Annotated in this window: 19 protein-coding genes and 3 pseudogenes; 3 read left to right on the forward strand and 19 right to left on the reverse strand. The window is 58.8% G+C overall.

Features of this window, described 5'->3' with window-relative positions; all coding sequences use genetic code 11:
* The 10 genes and pseudogenes from NKJ58_RS27440 to NKJ58_RS27485 form a co-directional block, all read right to left on the reverse strand.
* Nucleotides 1-341, reverse strand: a pseudogene (locus tag NKJ58_RS27440) (transposase); the annotation flags it as partial.
* Nucleotides 342-593: 252 nt separating this feature from the next.
* A complete protein-coding gene (locus NKJ58_RS27445; protein WP_352850762.1) occupies nucleotides 594-1517 on the reverse strand; it encodes a DUF4231 domain-containing protein in 924 nt (307 codons plus the stop codon).
* Nucleotides 1469-1879 carry a TIR domain-containing protein gene (locus tag NKJ58_RS27450; RefSeq protein ID WP_352854234.1) on the reverse strand — a complete coding sequence of 137 codons (411 nt, stop codon included), beginning with the start codon at nucleotides 1877-1879 and terminating at the stop codon, nucleotides 1469-1471. The genes NKJ58_RS27445 and NKJ58_RS27450 overlap by 49 nt, the downstream gene beginning before the upstream one ends.
* A gap of 485 nt (nucleotides 1880-2364) precedes the next feature.
* On the reverse strand, nucleotides 2365-3177 hold the full coding sequence (locus NKJ58_RS27455) for a pentapeptide repeat-containing protein (RefSeq protein WP_352854237.1): 813 nt from the start codon (nucleotides 3175-3177) through the stop codon (nucleotides 2365-2367).
* Nucleotides 3178-3715: 538 nt separating this feature from the next.
* Nucleotides 3716-4129: a hypothetical protein gene (locus tag NKJ58_RS27460; RefSeq protein ID WP_352854240.1), complete on the reverse strand. Its 414-nt coding sequence runs from the start codon at nucleotides 4127-4129 to the stop codon at nucleotides 3716-3718.
* Nucleotides 4130-5122 carry an adenosine kinase gene (locus NKJ58_RS27465; RefSeq protein ID WP_023812682.1) on the reverse strand — a complete coding sequence of 331 codons (993 nt, stop codon included), beginning with the start codon at nucleotides 5120-5122 and terminating at the stop codon, nucleotides 4130-4132.
* A gap of 49 nt (nucleotides 5123-5171) precedes the next feature.
* Complete coding sequence (gene metK / locus NKJ58_RS27470) at nucleotides 5172-6344, reverse strand: methionine adenosyltransferase (protein WP_352854242.1); 1173 nt, start codon at nucleotides 6342-6344, stop codon at nucleotides 5172-5174.
* Nucleotides 6345-6397: 53 nt separating this feature from the next.
* Nucleotides 6398-7735 carry a serine hydroxymethyltransferase gene (glyA, locus tag NKJ58_RS27475; RefSeq protein ID WP_352854245.1) on the reverse strand — a complete coding sequence of 446 codons (1338 nt, stop codon included), beginning with the start codon at nucleotides 7733-7735 and terminating at the stop codon, nucleotides 6398-6400.
* Between the two features lie 28 nt (nucleotides 7736-7763).
* Nucleotides 7764-8120 (reverse strand): ArsR/SmtB family transcription factor, encoded by a 357-nt coding sequence (locus NKJ58_RS27480; protein WP_084026290.1) that lies wholly within the window; start codon nucleotides 8118-8120, stop codon nucleotides 7764-7766.
* A 237-nt stretch (nucleotides 8121-8357) separates the two neighbouring features.
* Nucleotides 8358-8690, reverse strand: a complete 333-nt coding sequence (locus tag NKJ58_RS27485) for a recombinase family protein (RefSeq protein WP_352854247.1) — start codon at nucleotides 8688-8690, stop codon at nucleotides 8358-8360.
* 411 nt (nucleotides 8691-9101) lie between these two features.
* Here NKJ58_RS27485 and NKJ58_RS27490 point away from each other — a divergent pair, with 411 nt between their 5' ends.
* Together NKJ58_RS27490 and NKJ58_RS27495 are read left to right on the forward strand one after the other, a co-directional pair.
* Nucleotides 9102-9404 carry a hypothetical protein gene (locus tag NKJ58_RS27490; RefSeq protein ID WP_352854249.1) on the forward strand — a complete coding sequence of 101 codons (303 nt, stop codon included), beginning with the start codon at nucleotides 9102-9104 and terminating at the stop codon, nucleotides 9402-9404.
* Nucleotides 9401-9877: a type II toxin-antitoxin system VapC family toxin gene (locus tag NKJ58_RS27495; RefSeq protein ID WP_352854250.1), complete on the forward strand. Its 477-nt coding sequence runs from the start codon at nucleotides 9401-9403 to the stop codon at nucleotides 9875-9877. Before NKJ58_RS27490 ends, NKJ58_RS27495 begins: the two co-directional genes overlap by 4 nt.
* 800 nt (nucleotides 9878-10677) lie before the next feature.
* Here the strand turns inward: NKJ58_RS27495 and NKJ58_RS27500 are convergent.
* From NKJ58_RS27500 to NKJ58_RS27525, 5 genes and pseudogenes are all read right to left on the reverse strand, one after another.
* Nucleotides 10678-11157: a MaoC family dehydratase gene (locus NKJ58_RS27500; protein WP_032902741.1), complete on the reverse strand. Its 480-nt coding sequence runs from the start codon at nucleotides 11155-11157 to the stop codon at nucleotides 10678-10680.
* Nucleotides 11158-11645: 488 nt separating this feature from the next.
* Nucleotides 11646-11936: a bifunctional hydroxymethylpyrimidine kinase/phosphomethylpyrimidine kinase gene (locus NKJ58_RS27510; RefSeq protein ID WP_352657479.1), complete on the reverse strand. Its 291-nt coding sequence runs from the start codon at nucleotides 11934-11936 to the stop codon at nucleotides 11646-11648.
* Nucleotides 11890-12705: pseudogene (locus NKJ58_RS27515) on the reverse strand (thiamine phosphate synthase). Before NKJ58_RS27515 ends, NKJ58_RS27510 begins: the two are co-directional and overlap by 47 nt.
* Nucleotides 12626-12889: pseudogene (locus NKJ58_RS27520) on the reverse strand (thiazole synthase); the annotation flags it as partial. The pseudogenes NKJ58_RS27515 and NKJ58_RS27520, both read right to left, overlap by 80 nt.
* An 18-nt stretch (nucleotides 12890-12907) precedes the next feature.
* Nucleotides 12908-14065, reverse strand: a complete 1158-nt coding sequence (locus tag NKJ58_RS27525) for a porin (protein ID WP_352854251.1) — start codon at nucleotides 14063-14065, stop codon at nucleotides 12908-12910.
* 1002 nt (nucleotides 14066-15067) lie between these two features.
* Between NKJ58_RS27525 and hemN the strand changes: the two genes are divergently transcribed.
* Nucleotides 15068-16429 (forward strand): oxygen-independent coproporphyrinogen III oxidase, encoded by a 1362-nt coding sequence (hemN, locus tag NKJ58_RS27530; protein ID WP_352854254.1) that lies wholly within the window; start codon nucleotides 15068-15070, stop codon nucleotides 16427-16429.
* A gap of 176 nt (nucleotides 16430-16605) precedes the next feature.
* Here hemN and NKJ58_RS27535 read toward each other — a convergent pair whose 3' ends face one another.
* The 4 genes from NKJ58_RS27535 to NKJ58_RS27550 form a co-directional block, all read right to left on the reverse strand.
* Complete coding sequence (locus tag NKJ58_RS27535; RefSeq protein ID WP_023685615.1) at nucleotides 16606-16797, reverse strand: hypothetical protein; 192 nt, start codon at nucleotides 16795-16797, stop codon at nucleotides 16606-16608.
* 602 nt (nucleotides 16798-17399) lie between these two features.
* Entirely contained in the window at nucleotides 17400-18080 is a 681-nt protein-coding gene (locus NKJ58_RS27540; protein WP_352854257.1) for an NAD(P)/FAD-dependent oxidoreductase, read from the reverse strand.
* Between the two features lie 256 nt (nucleotides 18081-18336).
* Nucleotides 18337-19905, reverse strand: coding sequence for an MFS transporter (locus tag NKJ58_RS27545; protein ID WP_352854259.1), 1569 nt, complete (start codon nucleotides 19903-19905; stop codon nucleotides 18337-18339).
* Nucleotides 19906-20116: 211 nt separating this feature from the next.
* Nucleotides 20117-20548 (reverse strand): hypothetical protein, encoded by a 432-nt coding sequence (locus tag NKJ58_RS27550; protein ID WP_352854261.1) that lies wholly within the window; start codon nucleotides 20546-20548, stop codon nucleotides 20117-20119.
* Nucleotides 20549-21086 lie beyond the last annotated feature (538 nt).

The raw sequence follows: 21086 nt of genomic DNA on the forward strand, positions 1-21086 counted from the left end.
CGACACGCCCTGGACATACATCTCCGCCAGCGTCGCACCAAGGCCCGCTCGGAACGCTGGTAGCGCTCGAACAGCGCGGTGGAGAAGCGCCCGGCACGGTCCTGCGGAACCCGCAGCTCGAGCTTGCCGACCCGCGTCACAAGGGTGCGGCCGTAATAGCCCGAGCGATAGCCAAGCCGTTCGGGCGTGCGCTCGCTCTTCGAGGCACCCAGCGCCTCGTCCATCTCGGCCTCAAGCACCTCCTGCATCACCGCACGGAGCACTTCGTGAAGGCCGTCCGGGTTCGAAAGCAAGATGTCTTTGACGGCAGCGCTGGGGGTCTTAACTTCAGTCTTGGTCATGGTGGCTTCCTTCGCGGGAATCAGGTGACGTGAACAATCACCAGCCTGCCATGACCGCCCCCTCTCAGCGAATTTGCAGAACTCTCAGCACACTACCGAGCCAACACCGAGGCTGCGGAAGGTGTGCGGGATGAGCCCAACCGATTTCGCGGTGCGGTAGGCGTCACGAGTCATTGGCGTCTCTTGCCTAAGCCGGTTCGTTGGATTCTGCGCTCTCGACGAATCCACAATTCGAAGGCAGCAGGCAAGGAATCACTGTGTCTGTTGACGGGCTACCCAATGCGTATGTTCTCTCGAAAAGGCTTGTTCGGCTTCGTTCACAAAGTCCGAGAAAGCAGCCTCTGATGCGACTTCCATAACGCGTCCCTGTATGATCCCAATCTCGTGGGCCGTTAAAGTGTATGAAGACGAAAGCTCGTTGAATTTTTTTACTTGGGTCCAACCCACCATACTCGAAGCTAAGACGATTAACGGCTCTATAGGCCAAATCGCCAGGACAGGGTTGGCTATCCGTAGCAAAACAAGTCCGATGGCAATGACGTATGCAGTTATACCAGCGAACATCCAAGCTCGACTCGCTTTTTTGTTTTTGCTCGCCTTAACTGCATACCAAGAGCGTTGCTCACGAATCCGATGGGTATCGTAGTACGATTTTCGATCATCCAGCGACAGAGCACGCGTCGCCTCCATCGAGACCGTAATCTGGTCGTTGGCGGCTTCGTCTGGCGGGATTCGACTTCCAATATGGTGGTTGGCATCAAGGATCGCGAGCAAATAATTTCGGAACTCCGCCCTTCGAACCGCAACTTTGTCGGCATCGCCGAACGGTTCCGCCCGCATGCAGTAGCGCCAGCATGAGGTCTTAATGGACTCTGCAAGTGCTCGGCCTTTGTACCAGTCTTGCTCAGGCTTCTTTAAACTGCGAGTGATTAAAACTCCCAGCGAAATCAAGAAAACAAAGGCGTATCCAGCAAAGTAAAGGGGCGTTTGACTCAAGTCGAGAGAAAGGATTGCCGCGACCAGGAGCAACATGTACTCAGCTCGAATGAGCCATAGGAACTCACTTTGCGAGCCAGCGGAGAGCTGGCTCGCAGCACGATATAGCGCAGGGTAATCGAACTTTATTGTCAAGGTACAAGACGACGAATTGCTGCGACAATGGAGGCCGAATTCCAAGCGACCATCTCATCAGCATAGTCAATTACGGACTGCGGCGTTCTCTGCTCCCCCCACCGTTTGATTCCTAAAATCGGCTTGCCGAGGCACCTTGCAAACTCCATCTCGAACTGAATCCAGTCACTGTGGTTAACATACATCCCGGAGACAATCACCACGCACTGCACGGGTCGGATTTGGCGCCTCATCGCTTCGGCGAGTTCGGCTTTGCTCATACGTGGGAACGCGTCGTCCACGGGAACGGAGTAATTTGTCCACTCGAAGTTCGACGCATCGTTCAAAAACCTTACCGCACGTTCGTACCGCTCGCTGTAGCTCCACGCGTGGCTGATAAAGAGCCGATGGTTGTGTAGATATGGCACGACAGCATCCTTTGAAAAGCGCAAGAAATATTAGGTATCGGTCAAATAGCCGCATAAGTCCCGTTTAGCACGTGCCGCGCAGCGGTCAATGCTCCTGGCCTTTTCTTGCCCCCTGAAGTATCTTTTGCGGTGGAAATCGATCCCTAGCAGCCGCACCTGACGCCGAGGCGGTTTTGAAAATGGTTCGAGCGCTCCTAAAGACGTGCTACGAAAAAACCGGAACCATGAAGGACGTGGTCAACACTGGGGACTTTTTGTTGACAGCCTACGGTGCCGCATCTCTGTTATTACGGCGCGGGAATTGCCGGGCTGTTGACGTATGCCGGAATCACTCGATAGCGATCAGGGGTATCATTGCGCGTGCGGAGTGACGGTGTCGCCCTTAACTGCGGTTTGCAAAATCAACTTAGTTCCCGCCACTCGACCCTCTGCAGCGACTTGAAGAACGGGTTAGCCCTTGGATTCTTTCGGGACGGCCGTAACAACTACCGGCGGGGTACTATCAACCACCCTAGCGTGTTCAGTTTCTCACGCACACCTTCATCGAAAAAACAGGTCTCAAGCCCTTTGGTCCCGCTAAAATTCACAAATTCGAGACCCTTGGCATATCTGAAATCGGCATTTAGTAAATTGGCGTTGCGGAAGCTTGCACCTGCTAGCTCGGCATCTTCGAATGGCGGAGCGTACACCTGGGCCCGGTTCTGCGGATCGTCATCTATCACCTCAAACCAATCATCCTCATTCGGCTTGAAGTCCGTCCATTCAAGCGTAGCGCCGTCGAAAGTCGCGTTAACGAGATTTGTTTGAAGAAATCGCAAGTTGGTACCCTTTATCCCGAATAAGGTGCCACCCAGCATGCCTTTTGAGAAAACCACTCCAACGCAATCAGTTGCAGAGAAGTCTACATTGTCGAGTACGGTTCCGAAGTTTGCTAGTCCGCTGATCGAATTCGTATTGAACACCGTGCCGCGCAACTTCGTGATTCTGTTCTGGAAAAACGAGAAGTCACGAAGGGTTATCCCGCGCAGATCAAAGGCGGTCACTCCCAGCTTGGAGAGCCGCCGCAGATTTCCAGCAATTCGCACACGTGCCTCTTCAGTGTCCCAGCGTTTGTAGTCGTCTATCTCCTCGCTGTAGCGCTCTATGTGCTGCTTTCGTTCGCGCCGAAGCTCAAACCAGCCGATCAGCAGGACGACAAAGATGATGTCGAATAGCGTTCCCCAAGCTTCGACGTAGACCCCTTGTTCGATGTCACCGACGGAGCCCCCGATAGGACGCAGGTACAGAAGCAGTGCCACCCATGCGACCGCGATACCGATAGGAGGCGCATATGGCCCAATTGCATTTCGGAACGAAATCCATCTGCGCCTCCACTTGTTGCGGCGCAGTCGCCAACGGAACTTCTGTCGGTCCCACCAACTCACAGCTTAACCCCGTCGTCGTGCCCCAGACACCATATCGATCAACAATACGCCAGGATAGTCACAGGGTCGGTATCTTGGCACCCATATAATCGGGGGACACTAAAAGGAACCTTGACGGGCCGCACTCCACCGGATCTCCGCCATCGGCGACAACCATCTGGTCGAGTTATAATCCGCAGATGATGCCGTTGCTTCATTTCGTACCTTTTGGTACCTTCGACAACAAGACCGGCGCAATAACATCAATAGCTTAGAACACGGCGGTGCGTTTCCGAGAGGGCGGGGTAGTCCCTTTCCGCCCGTCAGGGATCGTTTTTGTCGCACTCCCTTCCTCGTTGCCCTCGACGATCCCAAAATCGTGGAAGCCAGACCGCGATGCGGATGTGTGAAATACCAGCTAGGCGAGCACTTCCTAATATCCGCGAATGCCGGGTTTCACATCCGGCGCCTCGTCGAGATTGACGAAGATGAAGCCCTGCTGCCAATTCCGCTGGTCCAGACCAATGGCGAACCAGTCTGCCCGCATTCGGCATCGTGGGACGTGATCGCAAGTCAAGTGCTCCGACGGACGCCGCGAGTTCTCCGTTACCTCAGGAACGTTACTGGCCTTCCCCAAGCTGAGCTTCTGGAAAATGCCGGTGGCGATCTCGATGACGGTGAATGCCGTCAAGGCAAGCCCGCCTTGCACCGCTCTTCCAGCGAGCTTCACGGCAGCAGAATCGGTCAGTTCTCCGAAGCGAATGGCTGTCGCTATCAGCGAGCTTTGACACAGTTCCGCCACTGCGATGATCGCGTCAGTAGGGCGGCTGGTTAGTTGCCCGCGCATCTACAGCAACCCAGCCCGTTCCGCCTCGCGGCGCAAATTCTGCCTTGGCCTTGGGCCGATCTGCTGGATCACCAGGCCGGCCGCCAGCGAGCCAAGGTCGCCGCAGGTCTTGAGGTCGCGGCCCTGCGTGTAGCCATGCAGGAAACCGGCGGCGTAGAGATCGCCGGCGCCCGTCGTGTCGACCAGCTCCTTGATGGCGGTCGCATGGATGACCACGGTCTCGTCGCCGCGCACGATAACCGAGCCTTTTTCCGAGCGTGTGACGGCGGCGATCTTGCAGTCCTTGCGGATCTGCGCCACCGCTTCGTCGAAGGACGAGGTCTGGTAGAGCGACTTGATCTCGTCGCTGTTGGCAAAGACGATGTCGACCGTGCCCGAGCGCATCAGATCGAGGAACTCGTCGCGGTAGCGGTCAACGCAAAACGAATCCGACAGTGTCATCGAGACTTCGCGCCCGGCCTCGTGCGCGAGCTTCGCCGTCTGCCGGATCGCCTCCTTGGCGCGCGGCGGGTCCCACAGATAGCCCTCGAAATAGGTGACCTTGGCGCCAGACGCCTTGTCGGCCTCGACATCCTCCGGCCCAAGCTCGACGCAGGCGCCGAGATAGGTGTTCATCGAGCGCTCGCCGTCCGGGGTGACGAAGATCATCGAGCGCGCCGTCGGCGGCTCGCCCTCGAGCGGCCTGGTGTCGAAGGCAACGCCCTGCGCATGGATGTCGTGCGCATAGATTTCGCCCAGCGCATCGTTGGACACCTTGCCGAAGAAGGCGGCGCGGCCGCCGAAGCTGGCGACGCCGGCCGCCGTGTTGCCGGCGCTGCCACCGGAGGCCTCGATCGCCGGCCCCATGTGGCTGTAGAGCAGCTCGGCGCGCTTGGTATCGATGAGGTTCATGGCACCCTTGATGATGCCGTTGGTCACCAGAAAAGCGTCGTCGCACTGGGCGATGATGTCGACAATGGCATTGCCGATGCAAAGCACGTCATAATCCGGCATCAATGTCTCCGCTTGGGCTTTCCGCTTGCCAATTCGCTCGCCGGCGGCTTCACGGGGCGGCTAGTCCTGCCTCGCGACGCAATTCGTCCGCCCTGTCTGTCTTCTCCCAGGTGAAATCAGGCTCTTCACGGCCGAAATGGCCATAGGTGGCTGTATTGCGGTATATAGGGCGCAAGAGATCAAGCATCTTGATAATGCCTTTCGGTCTGAGATCGAACAACTCAAGAATGAGGCGCTCGATCCTGCTTTCCTCAACCCTGGCTGTCCCGAACGTGTTGACCATGACGGAAACCGGACTGGCCACGCCGATTGCGTAAGCAAGCTGCACCTCGCACACGTCCGCAAGTCCGCTGGCGACGATGTTCTTTGCGACATAGCGGGCCGCATAGGCAGCCGAGCGGTCAACCTTGGACGGGTCCTTGCCCGAGAAGGCGCCGCCGCCATGACGACCCATCCCGCCATAGGAATCGACGATGATCTTGCGTCCAGTGAGACCGCAGTCGCCGCGCGGCCCGCCGACTACGAACCGCCCCGTCGGGTTGACCAGAATTCTGATGCCTTCCGTCTCCAGGTGGGTCGGCAGGACAGGCTTTATGATTTCCTCAATGACGCCCTCGCGGACAGTCTCTTGCGAGACCTGCTCGTCATGTTGCGTCGACACGACGATGGTATCCAGGGCGACCGGGCGCAACCCCTCATAGCGCACTGAGACTTGGGATTTCATGTCAGGACGCAACCAGCCAAGCTGTGCCTTCCGGACATACGCCTGCCGTTTCGTCAAGCGATGAGCGAGCTGGATCGGCAAAGGCATCAGGGTATCGGTTTCGCGGCATGCGTAGCCGAACATGAGGCCCTGATCTCCCGCTCCCTGCTGGAGGTCTTGCCCTCTTCCCTCGTCAACGCCTTGGCTGATGTCGGGCGACTGCTCGGTGAGGGCATGGACGACGGAGCAACGCCGGCCGTCGAAGCCGACGGCCTCGTCGTCGTACCCAATGTCGAGAATCGTATCGCGCGCAACTTGGCTGTAATCCACCTGGGCATCGCTGGTAATCTCGCCAGCCAGAACGACTATCCCTGATTTTACCAACGCTTCACAGGCGACGCGCGCCTTGGGATCTGTGCGGAGGACGGCATCGAGGATGGCATCCGAGATGTTGTCGGCCAACTTATCCGGGTGCCCCGCGCCAACCGATTCGGAAGAGAACACGAACTGCCTAGCCATGAATACCTCGCTTCGGGTGTTGGATGGGGTATGGGCATTTTGCTTGGCCCACCTTACTTGTCGGAGATGCCCGGGACCTCGAACGCAGCGCACAAGTCGGCAACGTCTCTTCGCACGCAGGCATGGAGATCTTCGTCGTCTGGCCGCTGGAGGACGGAGTCAATGAAGCCAGCAATTTGCTCCATTTCCAAATCGCGCATGCCCATTGACGTCACTGCTGGTGCCCCCAGGCGAATTCCGCTTGTGACCGCCGGATCCCGCGGGTCGCCAGGCACCATATTAAAGTTTGTGATGATTCCTGCCTTTGCTAGTCGCTCGGCATAGGCCTTGCCCGATAGTGGCCGATTGCGAAGATCAAGGATCAGCATGTGATTGTCCGTCCCCCCGGTCACCAGGTCATGACCTCGCTCAAGCAGTGCATGTGCCAGAGCCTTGGCATTCTTGACCGTCTGTTGGCCGTAGCTTCGGAAGGACGGGTTCGCGGCTTCGTGCAAGGCAACCGCTAGCGCAGCGATGGCATTCATGTGGGGCCCGCCTTGCAGGTGAGGGAAGACCGCCCGGTCTATTCGTCTGGCGAGATTGTATTTGCTCTTTGTATGATACAGGGCCTGATAGCGATCTTCGTTCCTTGACAAAATGAAGCCACCGCGGGGACCGCGGATCGACTTGTGGGACGTGCTGCTGACCACGTCGCAATGGCCCACCGGATTCGGGTGCGCTCCCGCGGCAATCAGGCCGCTGATGTGCGCAATGTCGGCTACGAGATAGGAGTTCGCTTCCAGGGCGATTTCTGCCATTGCCGCGTAGTCAAAGACACGCGGGTAAGCAGTTCCGCCGACCCAAATGAGCCGCGGCCGTTCCCGCTTGGCTGTCTCGCGTAAGCGGTCATAGTCAATCTGCTGTGTCTTTTCATCTAGTCCATAGGGCACGCGTTGATAGTCAGTTCCGGAAAAGTTGATGGCCCAACCATGAGTCAGATGGCCCCCTTCCGGAAGGGGCAAGCCCATGACTTTGTCACCGGGACTCAAAAGCGCACGATAGACAGCCTGGTTGGCCGGCGAGCCGGAATAAGGCTGGACGTTGGCATGCTCGCTGCCAAATAGTGTTTTCAGGCGCTCAATGGCCAGATTCTCAAGCTCATCAACGATCTCGTTTCCAGCGTAGTAGCGCGCACCGGGGTACCCCTCGGCGTACTTGTTCGTGAAAATCGAGCCGTTCGCTTCCAGCACGGCCGAGGACGCAAAGTTCTCTGAGGCGATGAGCTTGAGGGTCGTCCGCTCCTGCCGCTCCTGTCTCAGAAGCAGCTCGTGAACGCGGCAATCAACCGCGGCCAAGGAAGACCGCCCGTGGGTGTCGGGCTGTGCGATCGCGCCGTCTGCGGAGTTGTCCATGGTAGCTTCGCGCTCCAATTGAATTGACCTATTTCACGATCAAGCACGCGGTCCCCTTCGGCCGCGTGTCTCGCACCGCTTCGAGCCGCTGCAGGTCCTGTTTATGATAGCCGTCGCGATGGGGCAGGAGATCGACCAATAATTGAACCAGCCCGCCGTCGTTGGATCCTGCGTTGAGATGGTACGAGCGCCACGGAGGCTGTTCGTTGCAGCAGAGAAAGTCGGCTCTGGCGAGCAGCCGGACGTGTCGCGCAACCCGCTCTCGACACACGCCCAGAATCTCCGCTAGCTCGCAGACAGTTAGGTCCGCATGCGCACAAAGGCCCAGGATTCGAAGGCGGTCAGGATGCGCTGCCATGCGTAGGCGACTAACCAGTGTCATCATGGCTCAGGACCAAGTCCTGCCGAATTTCTCATTTCGCGTTCTCCACAGAAGTTGCAGATTTCGAAGGATGTCCAACGAGCGGGCAAATCTCGGTGGCCGTGACGACCGTCGATATCCTGTGTCGAACAAACAAATGTGCGCTCTTCTTGCCTTTAGCCGAAATTGCAGGCAGGTCGGCGAGTCGAAGACAAGCGGGGCCACGGTTTGGAACCACTGACCTCAGACGTTGCAATAAGCCTACCATTCACAGCGAGCCGGAGTTGCTAAGAGTCTATGAATTTCCTTGAAGGATCTGTTGCAACGTTTGCCCAGCCGGGCCTGCTCCCGGTTTGCAGCGGTCATGGTCAGGCGATCCATCGCCTCTGCGAGCACGATCAGGAATTTGCCCTGCATCGCATCGCTGATCAGCTCCTGAAGGCCGGGACGCAACAGCGACGCGCCGCAGATCGCGCGGTGGGTATTGCTGTGGACGACTGTCCAGCCTTGCTTTTTCAGCACGCAAGCAGCAGAGCCGCAACTGATGCTCGATCGAGGCGTCTCGGTGATTGTCAGTTGAGTAGCGAGCGCCAAGCGCGACCTTCATGAGGCGGCCCCTTACTCCGGGACGCGGTCTCGCGTCTGGCTAGCCGTTTCGGCTTGAACGAAATCCCGTGCGGCCTGTCGCGCCAGCGGCCGGACCAGATTGACGAAGCGTCGATCGGGCTTCGGCGACGCAGGCACAGCCGATTCGCGGGCCGCGCCGGCGACCACACGAAGCTTTTCGGCTGTTGCACGTTTCGGCGCGCTATGATCGCGTTCCTGTCCTGACGCGAAATACTCCTTTTCGCGACAAGGATGCCAAGTCACAGTGCTTCGACAAGATGGAAATTCTTTGTGATCAATAACGCGCGTCGCGCAGGAGCCAGTGCTGGCCGATGACGGGGCACCTTGTGCTCCGAAAAAGCCATGGCTATATATCCGGATAGAGAACGGAGGCACGCGATGGGCAACACTGCACAGAAGAGAGCCATCGAGAATTATCGCTCTCGCCTGGCTGAGCGCGGCATCGCGCGGTTCGAGATCCAGGCGTTCGACGCAGACCGCGATCTACTGCGAACTCTTGCCCGAAAATTAACGGAGAGCGGGCCGGATGCCCGACAGCTTCGTCGGACCATACAGCAAGCCGTGGCGGGTGAGCCACCGAAAGTGGGCAGCATTCTCGCCGCGTTGCGTCGCTCGCCTCTGGTTGGCTCCAATCTCGACCTCCGCCGGCCGCGCGAAGAGGGGCGCAAGATCGACCTGTGACGCGCTACCTTCTTGATACCAATATCATCAGCAACGTCATAAAGCCGGAGCCTACGGGCTGGTTGCTGGCCTGGATGGGCGCGCAGAAGGACGAAGACCTCTTCATTGCTTCGCTTACTGTCGCCGAAATTCGCCGAGGCATCCTAGAGAAGCCGAAGGGGAAAAAGCGCCGCAGCCTTGAAACTTGGTTCGAGGGCTCCGAAGGCCCGCAAGCGCTGTTCGCTGGCCGAGTGCTATCGTTCGACGAGAAAGCCGGCCTCGTGTGGGCGCGGCTGATGGCCAACGGCAAAGCCAGAGGCCGTTCGCGGAGCGCCCTAGACACAATCATTGCCGCTATAGCTGAAGCCAACGAGTGTGTCGTAGTGACCGACAATGAAAAGGACTTCGAGGACGTTCAGATAATCAACCCGCTCCGTAGCTCTGGAAGCCAAGCGGGTGATGATAGCTCCAACGGTCCGGCCGATTTAATTTGAGGATTTCAGCGGCACGGAGTCCGAACGTCTCGTGTTCGCCTACCTCTAGCGATGGCTGGATTGATCTTGCTTAGTTCGGCCAGGACGTCTCTTCCAGTTCCGCTTTAATGCCATCCCGGTTCATCTAGTCAGCTCGATCTACCAACAGTTCGCACGCACGAGCGCCGCGGACAAGGCGCGATCGCAGGGACTGCGCGATACGCGTGTCGAGCTCGTCCATCTTACACTCGATCTCGTCTTCGAAGGCTCCTCGCCAAACGCCACTGTAGTCGATCCCGCGTGCGGCTCGGGGGCCTTCTATCGAGGCTTTCTCGCGACTGGTCTGGCGCGCTACCAATGGCAAGTTCGCCCGCCGGGAACTCGTCGGTCTGTACTTCCAGCTCTGGGCGTCCACATCAACTGCGGAGCTCTTGGCATCGCCGTGTTCTGCCTTTAGCTGGCAGCTCTCGAGCTCGACGAGCAGCCGATCAGCGACACCCGCGACCTCAAGTTCGACCCGGTTGACTCGATAACACCCTATTGGCAGATTCAGTCGGGGAGGATCTGCCCACTCCGATCACAAGCCGATCTTTCGACCCGTGGTCGGGAATTCTCCATGGACCTTCGTGAAAAAGGAATGCAGCGCCGAAAGCCGAAGCGCTTCCGATACATCGACGCCCCTTCCGAGAAGGAGCCCCGATTAGGCATTCCTGCCACTCTATCTAGCCGACCCCCGTGGCAGCGTTGCCGATCGGTGCGCACTGGTCGCCTACATCGCCCCGGCACGTGAAGATCGTCTCTGCTGACGCTCGTTGAGCAATTCAGGCCGCCTCCGGCTGGCGTTTGATCAGCGTCAGCGTCAACCAGCGCGCGGTCAGCGCCGGCTTTTTCGAGCCCTCGATCTCAATCGTCACGCCCAGCGCCGTCTGCACCCAGCCCGACGGCCTGACCTTGACGTCGGCCAGTACGAAACGGGTGCGGATGCGCGATCCGGTTTTCACCGGCGCCAGGAAGCGCAGCGATTCGAAGCCATAGTTGACACCCATCTTGCAGTTTTCGAGCGGCCGCATGGTCTCGAAAGTCATCGCCGACAAAAGCGAAAGCGACAGGAAGCCATGTGCGATGGTGCCGCCGAACGGCGTCTCGCGCTTGGCGCGCTCCGGATCGCAGTGGATGAACTGGTGGTCATCGGTGGCCTCGGCGAACTGGTCGATCATCCGCTGCGAGACCACCCGCCACGGCGACACGCCGACTTCCTTGCCGACGCTGGCCAGAAGTTCGTCGAGACTGATCGGTTCCACGCATGTCCTCCATTTCAACCGTCCGAAGCGCGAGCGGCTTCATTCCGTGAACAGTGTCAGCCCATGCTGCACCGACTGCCGGCCCATCGGCAGGATGGCGCCGGTGAGATAGCTGCCTGCACGGCTGCACGAATAGAACGTTCCGCCGGCAGTCTCATTCGGCGCACCGATGCGGCCGATCCGAACATGGCCGCAGACGGGCTGGCTTGTACCTCGGTCGCGGTGCGCGTCCTGCAGGCCACTGAAAACAGCTCGTCTTGCTACCGGTGATCATTCCGCCGGCGCCGCTATGCGGTATTGTCGCAGATTGATAAAATCAATTGTCTGGATAGGAACCATCCGTGTCTCGAATTTGGAGGAGTCCAGCAGACGGCGTGGCTTGTGGTCCTTGTTGAAGCGCGCCGACCTCATTGGCCGCTAGCTCTGAGCCGGCAAGAAGCGCCAGTTCAATGACATTGGGTGTCGACACGGCAAAGCGGCATCAGATGCTAATTTATTATGCGGGATAGCGCTTGCTTCAAGAAGCGCTCGGCCTGACGTGGAAGCAGCACTGGATCTGGATTGTCGGTATGCGCGGATATTCGCGCAGCACAGCGGCAACCGCAGCGACGATCGATCTCAGCCGTTGCGAGCATGCCGATGTTGGTGGCGGCCACTCTGTTAGGCTGAAGCGTAGCGCGCATCTGATCCGCCACCAGACCGGGTTGCGTAACTTGGATTTCCAAGGCGTCTTCATGGGTTTGCACCGTCAGCGCGCTGACAGCAAGGCAGGTGCGCACGCCAAGGCAAGCGATCGTCTCGATCTCGCGGGCAATTCCAGCCCCACCGCGGGAATCTGACCCGACAACGACGAGCAGATGCGGTTCTCGCCCCAGCGCCATTGCTCTGTCTTTCGATCCATTCTCGCGTGCGCGCTTCTGGGGCGTCGTTCAGCGCAAAGTCGGTGACCACGGCTGCGCTTCCCGCGCCAGCTTCGAAAAACGCCTTCGAGCCGGTCAGGTTGAGGCTGCCGATGGAGACCAATGGGATCGGCGCGACCTGGTGCTTCCACTCGCTGATCCGCTCGAGCCCTTGCGGCGCCGATTTCATCTGCTTCAGGCTAGTTGGATAGATGGGCCGAGCGCCACATACTCCGGCTCGGCCACTGGCGCCGTTTCCAGTTCGGTGTGATCGTGGATCGAAAGGCCGAGCTTCAATCCGGCGTATTTAATCGTCAGCATCGGCGGCAGCCAAATCCTTTTGACCAAGATGGACGAAGTCGCAGCCTTCCTCGATTGCCGTGCGCCAATTGTCGTTGACGCTCACTTGGCAACCATGGACCGCGCAGGCGTCGTTCGCGCGGCGGATTTCCGTCTGCAGTCCTTTCTCGTCCATATCCTTTATCCGGAGCTGCAGCAGACTCACGCCGAGCGGCGCCAGCCGGTCAACCCAGCCGGCACGTCGAAATTCAGATAGAAGGGATCGAGCTTCATGAGAAGACAGCCCTGCCGACCGTCGGTGAGTAGCGCGGTTCGAGCATTCCCGAGTTGAAAGCTTCACGACCGGCATCGACCGCTTTGCCGAACGCACGCGCCATGCCGACCGGATCGGCCGCCCTCGGGACCGCCGTGTTCAGGAGCACGGCGTCAAACCTGAGCTCCATGACGGTCGCCGCGCACGACGGCCGTCCGAGCCGTGCATCCACAATCAACGGAATGTAGGGGAAATGTCCGCGCATCAACTGGACCTCGGAGCTCAACGCTTCATCGCATTAGAATGAGCGTTCGAAACGCAGGATACCGCCGACACTGCTCTTCTTGTTGGCATTGGTCCAGTTCACTTCGGAAGCTTTCACCTTTCCGACGGCGGAGCCTCCGTAGCGGTCAAAGTCGAGTTCAGCCGTAACTGTGAAATCTGGAAGAAGCGCGTAGGCGACGTTCGCAGCGACACCATAGTTCTTGAGCTGATCACCCGAGAGCTGAAGGTTCAACGAAGTTGTCTCGTTGAGCTCGTAAGCGGCGCCAGCCCAGAAAGCCCAGTTCCCGCCCCAAATCTTATAGAAGCCGCGACCATGAGCGTCGATCGCGTTCATGGGGTCGTCGTTGAGCTTGCCATTGGAACCGTAGCCGAACATTCCGAACAGCAACAGTTCGTTGGTGACATTGATGTCGACACGGACCTTGGCGGCCACCGATTCGTAGTTGCTATCATAACCAGCAACGCCGGTGATCGCTCCCCAGCCATGTGTGTATTTCAAGCCGCCGACTATCTGCGGAGCGTAGTTGTCGATTGTGCCGACCACGCCTGAGCCTTCTTCGAGCGAAACCACGGCCGAAAAGCCGTTCCCGGCGTCGAAGTAGTACTGGACCACATTGGTATCCAAAGCGCCGTACGGAACCGGCGTCTGGTTGAGTACGTCACCCGCGCCGCCAATAAACATGTCGAAGGCCGACCAGTCCTTACCAACTCGGAGGCCACCAAGCTGAATCCAGGCGAAAGTCAAGATGCTGTCTCCGTTGAAGGCATAGGACCGAGAACTGTCCGAAACCGAAGTGTGGCGGTTACCGAAATTCACGCGGGTTTCGGTGTAGGTCTTCAACGTGCCGAGTTCGGTCTCCTGGCCGGTCCAAGCTTTCAGTGTGAAGCGCGTGTTGTTTTGCCATGTACCCTGATCCTCACCAGTCCTCACATCTGAGGTTCTTGCGTGGTAAAACAATCCGACATCGCCCAAGCCCACGTAGTAGCTAAGATAGCCGCCGATGCGCAGGCAGGTCTCGGTGCCTGAAATATAGACGTAGCTGGAGCCGTAGACGTCGCAGATCTTGAGGTACTCAGTGGGATCAGGCTCGGGGACGATGATCACGGCGCGAGCGTCGGAAGCGGCGATCAGTGCCGCAGTTGAGCCGAGGAGGAGGCTCCCAATGGTCATTGTTGATCTCCGTCTAAATAGTAAAAGGAATCGAGACCGATGAATGATTTTTGCTAAGCGAACGATTGACAGCGAACCAAGCTTAATTCTAGGAGTGTTGCTGCATCGACCGTGCTAATGCTTAGGAGAATTTAGAATGTGACTGAGACTTGTTGTCACATATATTAAGCAGTTATCACTCCCGGACGGTCATACAACATTTTTATACAATCACCCCTTTTCACCTCCGCGGTGGGCCTTACAAAGGGTACTACTGCAAATAACGTACCATCCTGACGACCCAGCTGCGGCTTGAAGCTCAAATGTGCGGGCGGACCTTGGTTCCCGCTTCCGTTCTTTTTGCCTTGCGGATCCACCCAAGCAGGAACGGCAAATCTTTCGGCTACGGCTCGTCTGTTCGCTTCGCGACAGTTTGGCTTAATGGCGACGGCATTGTTTGCTGTGAGCCCCGCCGTTGAGGCATCATGCGGCGGCCACCGCCCGGTACGACGCCGTCACTTTGGCGAGCTGATGGTCGATAACCACGCGCCGCAGCCTTGCACCACTGAATCAGTAGGCGCTAGCCTTGGCAGTGCGGCGGACCTGACGGTCGCGTCGAGCAGGTTCTCGTCCTGAAAGCGGCGCGCCACAGCTAATGCTTCTTGCCAGCAATTCACACAACGAGCTCATCGAGATGGCAGAGATCACTATGGGGCGGCGCTAGCTGGCGAGCAAAGTCTGGTCCCAACACCGTATTGTCTCATCGGATGCGGCATCTGCGCTCAGAAGAATCTCCCACGCGCAGATGAAGGGAAGGTACGGTGGAACAAAACGGTGCGCGTGAGGGTTGCGGCGGGAACACCACGCTGACCGAGTGCGCTCAGACCATCGCTGTCCAGCCAAGACTGAACGGCGCCCATTGCTAAAAAATTTCGAGCCCAAAGCGGAACGGACTGACATAGCGCAAAGACGCAGGCGAGCGCAGCGGTAAGGTTGGATGTTATCAGCATGGGACGGTGACCGTTGCAGACCACGAAATTTCGAGAGGCCCGGCTGCCTTGGTACACTATCTATCCGGCTGTGTCGGAGTTCTCTGGGGCGGTCGGCGCCGAGGCTTATGAGGAATGGCTCAGGAACCTGCCGGCTGATGATCCGGTGTCACTCTATCTGCACGTTCCGTTCTGCCGATCAGCCTGCTGGTATTGCGGCTTCCCAACCACCATCACCCGCCGTGATGCGCCCATCCTCAACTATCTGGCGGCGCTGCGTGACGAGATCCGTCTGGTTTCGGTGCGAGTGCCGAAGACGTTGCCCGTGAGCGACATACATTTCGGCGGCGGAACGCCGTCTCTCATCGGACCAGCCGAGTTCCTCGCTCTGATGGAGTTCCTGCGATGCCGCTTCGCCATCTCGAAAACAGCTACGGTCGCCATCGAGATCGATCCACGCACACTCACGCCCGAGATGGCGGAAGGCTTGGGAGCGGCCGGCGTGAACCGCGCGAGCCTGGGCGTACAGAGCTTCGATCCCATTGTTCAAAAAGCGATCAACCGAATCCAGAGCGAGGCCCAGACGTCGGCTGCCGTGGAAGTGCTGCGCCGGCATGGAGTAAGCCGCATCAACTTCGACCTCATCTACGGCCTGCCGCGTCAAACGGTGGAGTCGTGCGTCGAAACAGTGAGGGCGGCGGTCGCCATGCGCCCCGACCGGCTTGCCTTGTTCGGCTACTCGCATATCCCATCCCAAATAAAGAATCAGCGCCTCATCGAGGCGGAATTTCTTCCCGACAGCGCTGCCCGCGCTGAACAGCATGCGGCTGTCGCCGTGACGCTGGTTGCCGCCGGCTACCGGGAGATCGGGCTCGACCATTTCGCCTTGCCGCACGACGAGCTCGCGCTGGCACAGGAAACAGGTCGCCTGCGACGTAACTCGTTGGGCTACTCTGCCGATACCTGCAGAACCCTGATCGGTTTCGGCGCGTCGGCTATCGGCCGCATCGGCCAGGGATACGTTCAAAACGAAGTTACACGGGATTCCTACATCCAGCACATCGCAGCTGGCCGACTGGCGACATCGAAGGGCCATCGCCTCACAGACGACGACCGCGTGCGAGCCGCAATTATCGAGCGATTAATGTGCGATTTCGAGGCTGACGTGCCGGCAATCTGTGTCGCCCACGGATCTGATCCGATCCGTCTTCGCGATTCGGCTGAGCGCTTGGCGATGCTGGCCAAGGACGGGATAGTGGACTTCGAAAACGGCTTTGTTCGGGTACGGCGGGAGCATCGCTTTGGGATTCGCGCTGTCGCTGCCGCATTCGATGTTTTTAGGGATGGCGTTACGTATATCCCGCAGCAGCTTAATGCGATGCAAAGCACGACATAGTCCGGCATCAATGTCTCCGCTTGGAACCGCCGGCCTACTTGCCACGCCGGCCGGGCGCTGGTCTGGCAAGTGGGCTTTCCGTTTGCCAATGCGTTCGTTCCCGGCCCTCACGGGGCGGCGAGTCCCTGCCGTGAGCGCCTCACCCGCGAGGCTACATGGCGGCCGTGGAGATTACCTCAGCAGCGGCGCCCGATCGGAAACCTTAGCACCTCAGCGCTTTGGCGTGGCTGCTTGAACTCTTCGACGGCAACGGCCTCAATTAGCAGGTCCAAGGCTTCGCGGCCCCTTTGACTCATCGGGTCATCCCCACAAAGGTAGTCATACGCTCGATCTAAATGCACTCGGGCGGCGGAAAAATCGCTTATCATATCATAGAACCCTCTCTACCCGCCCGCATTGCCGTCTACGAGGTGAAGGTAGTGCAATCGTCAATATATACAGACAAATTTGAATTAAATCGGAGATGATCATGGAGGTCGAGTTCCCTGACCTGATGCCGCCATTGAGCCCGCCGACGACCACTCGCTGGCGCTCGGTCGGTTCATAAATGCCGAGCACCCCGTCCCGAGACCACCTCTGACCTCCCTCCTTCGATGCTATACGCGTGGAAGACATGGCTGCGCCGCCGCTGCGAGAAAGGCGTGTCCCATCGCGCGGCGGCTGCTTAGTGGGTAGCCAGCGCCGGGAGCTAATCGGCAAAGCCGCGTGTGGCGATTTTGCATAGCGGGCGCAGGCGAATCGCCACGCCCGTCCAGCATGTCCGATGTCGCGTAGGCCGCCAGGATCCCTGAGCGGAGTGCATGCACGATCCCGCGTGATGACAGTGGATCGGCACAGAACAGGCAGTCGCCCGCCGCGACCCAGCGGTCACCGGCGGCGGGATCGATCGTTGCGGTTCCCGCCGCCTTGATCATGCTGGCGGTCTCGATTGCGTTGGGCGGCACGAGCGGCGCGATGGACTGCGTTGCGGCTAAAGCGCGGTACCAATGTCCGGCTTTGCGCAGTTCGCTGCCCAGATCCGGATCGGTGAGGCACGCGCAAGTCGGCGCTGTACCACCAGCCTTCGGGACGCGCCTCGACGACCATGCTGCAATCGCCCGGTGCGCGGTCGAAAAAGCGTGTGTAGGCGGCAAGATGTCCGTGCATGGTGAGCTTGGCGCCGAAACATCGCGCCGGCCTCCAACTGCGACCGGTCGCCCAAACCACGTGCGCGGGCAACGATAGCTTCATCGGCCAGCTTGAGCAGCCAGCCTTGATCGTCGCGCACTGCCGAACCCACGGCCGAGCCAAACCGCGTGTCCACACCTGCCGCCTTAGCCGCCTGCACCATCAGCCGGTCGAATCGCGTCCGGTCGAGCTGCCAGCCGGCACCTTGAGCGGAAAACATGCCGTGCCGCTCGCTGGGAACTACATTGGCCCACACCGAAACAAGCGCACGATTTTCAACGAAGCCGGCCTCGGCGAACGGCGTCCAGACACCAAGCTGACGCAGCAGCCCATTCGCTACTGCCGGCAGCACCTCTCCCGGCTTTGGCCGATCATGCCTTCCTGCTTCCAGCAACAGCACGCTGCGCGCGGGTGCATCGTTGCCAACGCCAGTCCGGATGTGGTCGCCGCCGAACGTGATCGTCTCAGCGAGCTGGCGGGACAAAATGCCAACCTCAAGATAGCGTTGGCCCGGATCAGCGAGGCGGACTGAGGAAGACTTTAAATTCAAAAGGTGACACGCGGCAATAGTCGCGTGCCGCTGTAGCCCCAGGCTCCGCTTCACCGTGGGGACCGATCGGTCGCACTCTCAGCCTGGGGTTCTTCTCTGCCACCCATCATCGAATTTTGGTGGATTGTCCGTCTCCCGCACCGGTTTGAGCGCGATAGACAAGAATCGCGTTTTCTGTGCCGGCCGGGCTTCAATGACGGGGATGGCGAAAAGCTGAGTGCTCGGGCTTGCGGGCCGAGCTTGTCGGTCGCTCGATGGAAAGTGTCATCTGAGGCGCTTCCTCTCCCGCGTGCAACTGGAAGACACGCTCGTCCAGTTCCTTGTCCACTTCCGTCAGACGATGATTGAGGCGAAGGTAGTCCGTCCAGGTCGGCGTGCGGAACGTTTCCGTCCAATGCATAGGCTTCTGCAAGTTCCGCTGGAGCGTCCAATTCCGAGCACCGACCCGGCTGTGTACATGACGCCGCTGCCGCATGAGGTCGAGGAAAGCCTCGAGATTTCTCTCGGCTATCAGATATTCGATCTTGACCACGATCGGGCCGCTTCTCGGCTTCAGATTGAGAGCGACAGCCGGGGCATCGAATTCCTCCAGAGGATCGGGCTCGGAGTCGCGGCGCTCGCGAAGAGGAAACAGAACCCAGCTGCCGAGCGCGATGCCACCATCTATCAAAGCATAGTAGATCGAGATGGTGCGCCCCACGACCCAGCGCGGGCTTGCCAGCTGCACGCTCACACCGACCCCTGACCAGGCGGTGACCCAACCCGCGCCGCCCAAAGCGAGTGCAATTGCCGCCACCCCGATCGAAGTTGTCAGTGCCAGGGAAAGTGAGCACGCCGCGCAGGCGACGCAGGAGAGCCTCATCAGCCGCTCCTGCGACAAGCTCCGTCTGAACAGGCTGTTGGAGAGGCCAGCGAAGACGGCTCCGGTCCCGAAGCCGGCCATGAGCGCGCCATAGGCGAGCGGGCCTCCTCCCAGTTGATCGCGGACAACCACCGGCAGCAGCGCGAGTATGGCGATGCTCGCCAAGCCAAAGAGGGTTCCGCGCGCGATCGCGGCCTTGATTTCCGATGACATCGCCGTGAAGCGCAGCCCGTCATAGATCGCCGTCCTCATCGACTCGCGTGGAAGAGGGGAAGAACGAACCTTCCACTTGCAGCGCCAAATAGTGGCCAGGGGTACGAAATAGGTGAGCGTGGTCACCGCGAATGCCGCCATAAGGCCAAACGAGGCAACTACAATGCCGCCGAGCGCCGGGCCCACAGTCCGGACGGTATTGAATCCAACAGAAAGCAGGGTGACGGCAGCGGGAACATCTCGTCGATCCACAATATCGCCAACCGACGCTTGCCAGGCCGGATCATTGAGAGCACCGCCGCTTGCGATCAAGAAGCTGAAGCCGAGGATCATCCACGGACTGACAAAGCCCAGCGCCACCGATGCGGTCAGCATCGCGGAGGCAGTCACCATAAGGCACCGACCGGCGAACATGACCCGGCGCCGGCTGAAATTGTCAGCGAGAGCCCCGGCGAAGACAGACAAGACGAAGGCGGGCAGGTTCGATGAAGCCTGAACCAACGCAACCATCAGATCGGAAGTCGAGATCGTTGCCATCAGCCAGCTGATGGCGACAGTCTGCATCAACCAGCCGAGGCTTGAAACCTGCGTGGCGAGCCAGATCGAGCGAAAGGTGGGCTGCAGAAGTGGCCCAAAGGTCGTTGGTGCAGCCAAATCTTCGTTTGATCCAGCCACCCTACTCATTTTGCGATCCTTTGCTTTCCGTTATTGTCGCTTCCCATGTAATCTAGGCTGAACCGTGGCGGCTGGAAGAATAGATGGACCCATTTGTCTCCGACGATGTGGCCACAGTTCCTCCTGACCAGTGGTCTGGCGGCCGAGACGCAGAAATGGGCCGGCTCACTCGCCTTCGGCGACATGTTGCTGAGCCGGAATTCACATGTCATTTGAGGCATCATGCTCGTTCGACGCGCTGCCGAGCGATTTTTCGCCAAACGTTACCCTGTTCTTTTGTTGGAAACTCACTCATCAGCGGCGTTCGATGCTGAGTGTGGCTTCCGAAAAGTGAGGACGCTTGCAGATCTTTGACAGGATCAATTCCCTGCTTGACGCAGACGATTGCCACGCCGCGATCGAAGACGCCCGCGCCCTGCTCCTTCAGTTCGGACAAAAGTCTGATGCGCTCACACATGCGATTGACGAGTTTCTGCTCGACCTGATGACATTGGCTTTCATTGTCGAATGTTACGGACGCGGCTTTGAACTCCTGGCGCGAACGCTTGCCCGTAGAAGGCTGGTGAAGATCAGACTTTTGTCGGGAGGGATTGGCCGGGCAGAAATGGTTCCAAAGTCTGATGGCTGAACCGGCGATCGCGCCGCGTTGCAATTGACGACGTGGCGACCGCCAAAAAAAAGGGCCATCGGAAAACCGAGGCCCTTTAGGTTAAAGTCAAAACCTTCAGAGGGGAACAGCTGGTACGATGGAACGGGAGGAAACCATCGCGTGCATCAGCTGTAAGCTTAATCGTTAAAATTTGCGCAATGCGCAAACACATATTGTGCAATGCAGCTATGCAGTAACGCAAAGCCTCAAGTTATAAGATCGAGTTTGGAAATGTTTGCTGCTCGTACGGTGATGGGCGAGATCCTTAAGCATGTACGGCGGCATGATGGACGCTTGCAAGCATCCAGACAAGATTACCGCGAAGCTAAAATAAGAGGTTCGGTCCAATCGGCGATGCTCAATAGCCGCGCCATTCTGGTTCCGCCGGGCGTTACATCGCCTCGCCAAGTTGAGGATGTATTGGTCGCGAGCAGCCGCGCGCCAATTTGGAACCCACGACCATATGCAACGATTGGGCACTGTCCGAAGAAGGCCGAGAACTGTTGAAAGTGCGCTAGATGGAGATATTCTGAATTGGAAC

The organism is Mesorhizobium sp. M0139 (assembly GCF_040322455.1).
GTDB lineage: Bacteria > Pseudomonadota > Alphaproteobacteria > Rhizobiales > Rhizobiaceae > Mesorhizobium.